The sequence below is a fragment of the Mycobacterium sp. TH-M25 genome, assembly GCF_057473665.1.
This window is the reverse complement of sequence record NZ_JBYCLA010000443.1, coordinates 1-6,328: the sequence shown is the minus strand read 5'-3', so window position 1 is coordinate 6,328 and position 6,328 is coordinate 1. Positions and strand designations below refer to the sequence as shown.

The window sequence follows — 6,328 nt, the reverse complement described above, 5'->3', positions numbered from 1 at the left end:
GTCCAACCCCACGCGGGAATGGCCACCGGCCTCGACGCCATCTGAAAAACTCCTCCACGACGACCCCGACCCGCCCGGCAAGCCGTAGTGAACCAGGCGAAGAGCAACGACATCAGAAACCGGCGGCCATGCCGTCGCGGCGTGGATCGCTAACTCCCAGATAGCCGTCGTCGAGTCGCCAGATCGCCTGACAACTACCGAACTGGTTGTAGTCCCCGGTAGTGCTCAACTGGTGGCCGCGCTGTTGCAGGCCGGCCAAGGTCGCGGGCGCAAAGCCCGGCTCGCAGCACACCTGCAGGCCATCCGCCCAGCGGAATCGCGGACCGTCACACGCGGCCTGCGGGTTCTGGCCGTGATCGACGATGCGTGCTACCACCTGCAGATGGCCTTGCGGCTGCATCGGGCCGCCCATCACCCCGAAGCTCATCAGTGGGGCGCCGTCCTTGCTCAGAAAACCCGGGATGATGGTGTGGTACGGGCGTTTATTCGGTCCCACCTGGTTCGGATGTCCTTGTTGCGCGGTAAAAGTCGAGCCGCGATTCTGCAATGCGATGCCGGTGCCGGGCACCACCACGCCGGAGCCGAATCCCAGGTAGTTGGACTGGATCATCGAGACCATGACGCCGGAGGAATCTGCGGCGGTGAGATAGACCGTGCCTCCGCGCGGCGTCCCAGCTGACAGCGGCGTGGCCCGGTCCGGGTCGATCAGCGCGGCGCGCTCGCCCAGATAGTCCTTGTCGAGCAGGCTCTCCGGGCACACCGTCATGGAGTCGACGTCTGCGACATAGGCTTGCGCGTCGCCGAAAGCGAGTTTCACCGCTTCGATCTGTAGATGCACGCTGGCGGCGGAATCAACGGGCAGCGAGGCCATGTCGAAGTGTTCGAGGATGCCGAGCGCGATCAACGCAACGATGCCCTGGCCGTTGGGTGGGATCTCGTGCACGGTGTAGCCGCGGTAATCGCCGGCGATGGTGCCGACCCAGTCGGCGCGATGGGCGGCGAGGTCGTCGGCCAGCATCGCCCCGCCGTTCGCGGTCGAGTGGGCTTCGAGCCTGGACGCGAGTTCGCCGCGGTAGAACGTCTCGCCGCGGGTTGCAGCGATCGCTTCGAGCGTGTCGGCGTGGTCGGGCAACGTAACCAGTTCACCTGGCCGCGGTGCTCGCCCGCCGGGCATGAAGGTCTCGGCGAATCCGGGTTGCGACTCGAACATCGGGGCCTGGGTTGCCCACTGGTCGGCGATTGTCGGCGAGAGGAGAAAGCCGTTGCGGGCGTATGCGATTGCCGGCTCGAACAGCCGCTCGAACGGCAGCTTGCCGAACTTGGCATGCAACTCGACCCAGGCCGAAACGGCACCGGGGACGGTGACCGAGTTCCACCCGAGCAGTGGAACACCCTTACCGCCGAAGTACTCCGGCGTCCACGCCGCCGGGGAGCGGCCGGACGCGTTCAACCCGTGCAGGTCACGACCGTCCCACACGATGGCGAAGGCGTCCGATCCGATTCCGTTGGACACCGGTTCGACCACCGTCAACGCGATCGCGGTGGCGATCGCCGCATCGACCGCGCTGCCGCCGCTTGCGAGCATCCGAAGACCCGCCTGCGCGGCGAGAGGTTGCGACGTACACACGACGTCGGCCGCCAACACCGGCTTGCGTGGCCAGGCGTACGGAAGTTCCCATCCGAACGGCTGCACCGACTCAGTCTTGCAGCGCAATGCGACGTCAGCAACCAGTCAATATCGTCGATGCAACGGTAGCTGATACGATTTACGCTTTAAGTCTTTTTTGTAAACCCGCACGCAGCCGAACCGAAGGTCGATCTCATGCCCAAGCCCGTCATCGTCAGTGCAGTCCGGACCGCCATCGCGACGTCGTTCAAGGGTTCGCTGGTCAACACCACGCCGGAGCTACTGGCGACCACGATCCTGCAGGAGGTCGTCCGCCGCTCCGGCGTCGAGGTGTCCGACATCGACGATGTGATTTTCGCCGAATCGCATTACGGCGGAGGCGATATGGCGCGCTACGCGGCATGCGCCTCGGGCATGTCAAACGTACCGGGGCAGGCCGTCAACCGGCACTGCGCGGGTAGCCTCACCGCGGTCGCTAATGCGGCCGCGCAGATCGGTTCCGGAGCCGAGAAGGTCGTGGTCGGCGGTGGCGTGCAGTCGCTGTCGATGACCCCGGTGATGAACTGGCGCATCCCCGGTCCGACCCTGGAATTCGAGGAGCGCTGGATTCCGCCGACCCACGTCGAGACGCCCGATGCGCCGGGCCGCGACATGTCGATCACCGTCGGGTGGAACACCGCGCAGGCCGTCGGGATCAGTCGCGAGGAAATGGACGCCTGGGCGTTCCGTTCACATCAGCGTGCCGTCGGAGCCATCGACAGCGGTGCCTTCGTCGACGAGATCGTCCCACTCAAGATCAAGGGCCTCGACGACGCGCTGATCGAGTTCAGCGTCGACGAGCACCCGCGTCGCGAGACAAGTCTCGAGAAGCTCGCTTCGCTGAAGGTGCTGCACCCGGAGATCGAGGGCTTCTCGATCACCGCGGGCAACAGCAGCGGGACCAACGACGCGGCCGCCGCGCTGACGCTGGCCGACGAGGATTTCGCCACCGCCCACGGGCTCAACGTGCGGGGCTCGGTCAAGGCGTGGGCCTCGGCCGCTGTCGACCCGCGGGACACCGGTCTTGGCGCGGTGAAGGTGATCGGCAAGGTGCTGGACCGGGCCGGCCTGGCGCCCGGCGACGTCACGTTGTGGGAGATCAACGAGGCGTTCGCGTCGGTGCCGATCGCCGCGTGCCGCGAATACGGCCTCGACGAAGACCGGGTCAACATCTACGGCAGCGGATGCAGCCTGGGCCACCCGATCGCGGCCAGCGGCGCCCGGATGCTGACCACACTGGTGTACGAGTTGGGCCGTCGCGGAGGAGGAATCGGTGTGGCGGCGATGTGCGCCGGCGGCGGCCAGGGGGGCGCGGTCGTGATCGAGGTCTAGCGCGCTTCGATCAGCCGGCCGGCGTGATCGAGAATGCAGTTCAGGCCGTACTCGAAGTTGATGTCGTCGGCGACACCGATGCGGTGGCCCTGCTGTGTCAGCTGGGCGATCAGCGGCATGGTCTGCGGGTCGATGACCGAACGTTCAGTGCGACGGTAGGTTTCGGCGCTGCCAGATTTGTCCTGCAGCCGCTCCAGAACCGCCGCGCCCCGGGTGTGCACGGAGATGCTGGCGTAGGTGTCGAAGGCGTCCTCCGGCGACAGACCCGCCTCCACCAAGGCGGCGATCGCCTTCTCGAGTTTCTCGAAGGCCGCCAGTGTCGCCTCGCGCCCGAAAGAGCCGCGGATCAGGATCAGATCGCACAGGATGGGGTTGTCGCGAAACGTCCGACGCATGTTATGGGCGTGATCGTGCAACGAGGTTCGCCAGTCGTGGCCCCCGACGAATGGTGTAGCGAAGTCGTACTGTCCCAGCGCGCGGTCGGTCATCGCGTCGAGCAGATCGTCTTTTTTTCGGAAGTACCAGTAGATGCTCGTGACCCCGACATCGAGATGCTTGGCCAGCAGAGGCATGCTCAGTCCGTCGACAGATACTTCACCGGCGACGTCGAACGCGCCGTTGACGATTTCATCGACGCTGATTGATCCGCGTTCACGCCGTTGTCGCTTGTCCGCGGCGGCCTGCCTCGCCAATTCGGATCACCTCCAGGTACTGCGGCCATCATCTACGGCGCGTTATCGTAACAAATATGGTAAAGCTTCTGGTACTGCACGCAGTTGGCTTGGTGGGAACCGTCAGGCGGTGAGCAGCGGCGCCATCCAGGTCAGTTCCGCGGGCAGTTGTGAGCTCCAGAACGACGCGTCGTGGCCGCCGGGGGAGAAGCCGCCGGCCGGCGGATGGGGCAGTTGCGCGACGAATTGTTTGGTCGCGCTGTAAAACGGATCGCTGTCTCCGCAGTCCACTCTGACCGGAATGGAGGCCAGCGCCGGCATGCCGAAGACCGAGTCGGCCGCAAAGTCGCCGGGCCCGTCGAAGGCGCCCGGTGCGGCCGCGCCCGGGGACATCCATAGCGCCGGGCTCACCGCACAGATGGCAGCGGTCCGGCCCGGCCCGAGCCGGCCACCGAGCAGCAGTGCGCCGTAGCCGCCCATCGACCACCCCAGGAAGCCGACTCGCGATGTGTCCAGTCCCTGCCCGCCCAGCATCGGGATGAGTTCGTCCAACACCATTGCGCCACTGTCTTCGCCGGAAGCTCTTTTGTGCCAATAACTTCCGCCACCATCGACAGCGACGACAGCAAAGGGTGGCAGACCGGCGCCCACCGCCTGCGCCAGGCCCTGCTCGACGCCGCCCGCCATCACCGTGGCCGCGTTACTGCCCTTGCCGTGCAGTGCGATCACCGGTCGTAGCGGTTTGGTCTGCCCTGGCGGTCGGGCGATCGACCAGTTGGTGGCGACGCCACCGCGCGCGGCTGACACAAACGAGCCGGTCACCATCGTGGGGGCCGCTGGAGTATCGAGTGGCGGGCGGGGCGCCAGCGGCGGGCGGGGCGCAAGTGGAATCCCGGTACCGGCCATCGTCACGGGTGTGGCCAGCGCCGCGCGGGCGGGCAGCAGCCGATCGAGCGAGTAGGCGCCGAGTGCCCCGGTCGCTGCTCCCGCGCCCAGACGCAGCACGGCGCGGCGGCTCATCTCCGGCATGCGCGCCCTCATAAAGCGCCCCTGGGCGTCCGCGGTCCGCCGAACGACCGACGATGGTTTCTTTGGAAAGCCCGATGCGGCGCCATTTTGGCTGGCACCATGACCTAGGTGACAGCAGCAGTGGCTCCAGACGGGGACGTCGTTCCCCGGGCAGCCGTCGCCGCCCCCCAGGTCGTCCCGGCCGCGCCGAAGGCTGTGGCAGCCCCCAAAGGAGCCGTCACACCCAAGGGTGAGCGCCGGCGGTACGCGCTGGTCAACGCGGCCGCCGAATTGCTGCGCGAGGGTGGCTTCGAGGCGGTGCGGCACCGCGCCGTGGCCCGGCGCGCGGGACTGCCGCTGGCATCAACCACGTACTACTTCTCCAGCCTCGACGACCTGATCGCCAGTGCGGTAGCCCATATCGGGATGCTGGAGGTGGCACAGTTGCGGGCGCAGGTGGCACCGCTGTCCCGTCGCCGCCGCAACGCCGACAAGACCGCCGATTTGCTGGTCGACCTGCTTGTCGGAGGCCGATCCGAGCCACAACTGACCGAGCAACTGATATCCCGCTACGAACGGCACATCGCCTGTGCCCGCCTGCCCAGCCTGCGCGAAATTCAGCGCCGCAACATGCGTCAGCGGGTCGATGCGGTCGCCGAAGTGATCGAACGGTCGGGACGCTCGGCGCGCCCGGAAGTCGTGTCGGCGTTGATCTGCACCGTCGACGGCGCGGTGGTCTCGGCATTGGTCGATGACCGTCAGGACCCGCGGGCCGCGGCGCGATCAACGGTGATTGATGTCATCGATTCGGTGGCGCCATTCGACCGTCGACCTGTGGATATCTGATTGTCCCACTATCCTTTCACGCGCCCCGCGGGCCGTTGAGCCGTTGGCGCAGCGCGCTCGGGCAAGGTCGGCGTCACGATGTAGCCGCTCGCGTAGTCGCCGTAGATGGTCACGTCGGCGGGCCGCTGGTATGAGTACAGCCCGACGTAGGCGCACAGCACGGCGTCGACGGGATCCTCGTCGCGGTCGAGTTGCGCCGGCCGGGTCGCGGCTTCGACGCGTTTGCGCAGTTCCACCCACGACAGGTGGTAGTTCACCCGCAGCCCGGGGGTGGCCGTGTCGAGACCCTCGATCAGCGTCATCAAACGCAGCAGCTCGCGCTGACGCGTTGCGAACGACCCCCTCTTGTATTTCAGGGTCTTCGCCAGACCGAACAGTGCGATGGTCGCCGGATGCGGGTAGACCTCGATGGCCCGCCGCGGCGAGGTGGACGCCGGATTCATGTCGAGCGTCAGCGCGGTCGCGATGCGCGCGGCACGCGGATGGGTGAGCGCCGGGTTCGTGGTGTTGGCCGGATGCGCGCCCGCCTCGAAACGGCGGAAGTCGCGGTTGAGGGCCGCCTCGCACGGCCGTGACCCGGACGGATTGCGGACCACCAGCGGCGCGTCGATGGCGACCAGACAGGCGTCGCTGACGTAGGGCTCGATCGCCGTCGCGATGCTGGCATCGTCGTGCGCGGCGCTGACCTGCAGCAGCCGTCCTTGGGCGTCGAGGACTGCGACGCCGGTGTTGTTCCTTTCACCCCAGGCGAGATCGAGCCCGATAAAGTGCATGAGGTCACTGTGCCCGATCGTCGCGCCGTTAA

6 protein-coding genes are annotated in these 6,328 nt (G+C 66.9%); 2 read left to right on the top strand and 4 right to left on the bottom strand.

What is annotated here, in order from left to right:
- Nucleotides 1-112 precede the first annotated feature (112 nt).
- Nucleotides 113-1,693 carry a gamma-glutamyltransferase family protein gene (locus AC2VOU_RS15080; RefSeq protein WP_486958110.1) on the bottom strand — a complete coding sequence of 527 codons (1,581 nt, stop codon included), beginning with the start codon at nt 1,691-1,693 and terminating at the stop codon, nt 113-115.
- A gap of 129 nt (nt 1,694-1,822) precedes the next feature.
- Here AC2VOU_RS15080 and AC2VOU_RS15075 point away from each other — a divergent pair, with 129 nt between their 5' ends.
- The gene (locus tag AC2VOU_RS15075) at nt 1,823-2,998 is read left to right on the top strand and encodes a thiolase family protein (protein ID WP_486958109.1); all 1,176 of its coding nucleotides are present in this window, start codon (nt 1,823-1,825) and stop codon (nt 2,996-2,998) included.
- On the opposite strand, the gene AC2VOU_RS15070 is transcribed toward AC2VOU_RS15075, so the two are convergent.
- A complete protein-coding gene (locus AC2VOU_RS15070) occupies nt 2,995-3,690 on the bottom strand; it encodes a TetR/AcrR family transcriptional regulator (protein WP_486958108.1) in 696 nt (231 codons plus the stop codon). The two genes, AC2VOU_RS15075 and AC2VOU_RS15070, sit on opposite strands and share 4 nt — an antisense overlap.
- A gap of 102 nt (nt 3,691-3,792) precedes the next feature.
- Nucleotides 3,793-4,710 carry an alpha/beta hydrolase gene (locus AC2VOU_RS15065; RefSeq protein WP_486958107.1) on the bottom strand — a complete coding sequence of 306 codons (918 nt, stop codon included), beginning with the start codon at nt 4,708-4,710 and terminating at the stop codon, nt 3,793-3,795.
- A gap of 183 nt (nt 4,711-4,893) precedes the next feature.
- On the opposite strand from AC2VOU_RS15065, the gene AC2VOU_RS15060 reads away from it, so the two are divergent.
- Nucleotides 4,894-5,523, top strand: a complete 630-nt coding sequence (locus AC2VOU_RS15060; protein ID WP_486958111.1) for a TetR/AcrR family transcriptional regulator — start codon at nt 4,894-4,896, stop codon at nt 5,521-5,523.
- An 8-nt stretch (nt 5,524-5,531) separates the two neighbouring features.
- Here the strand turns inward: AC2VOU_RS15060 and AC2VOU_RS15055 are convergent.
- On the bottom strand, nt 5,532-6,328 hold a 797-nt coding region (locus AC2VOU_RS15055; protein ID WP_486958106.1), incomplete at its 5' end, for a DUF429 domain-containing protein.

Excerpts from the sequence above, each read along its gene's own strand:
- AC2VOU_RS15075 (WP_486958109.1), top strand. The coding sequence starts at position 1,823 with ATGCCCAAGCCCGTCATCGTCAGTGCAGTCCGGACCGCCATCGCGACG.
- AC2VOU_RS15065 (WP_486958107.1), bottom strand. The coding sequence starts at position 4,710 with ATGAGGGCGCGCATGCCGGAGATGAGCCGCCGCGCCGTGCTGCGTCTG.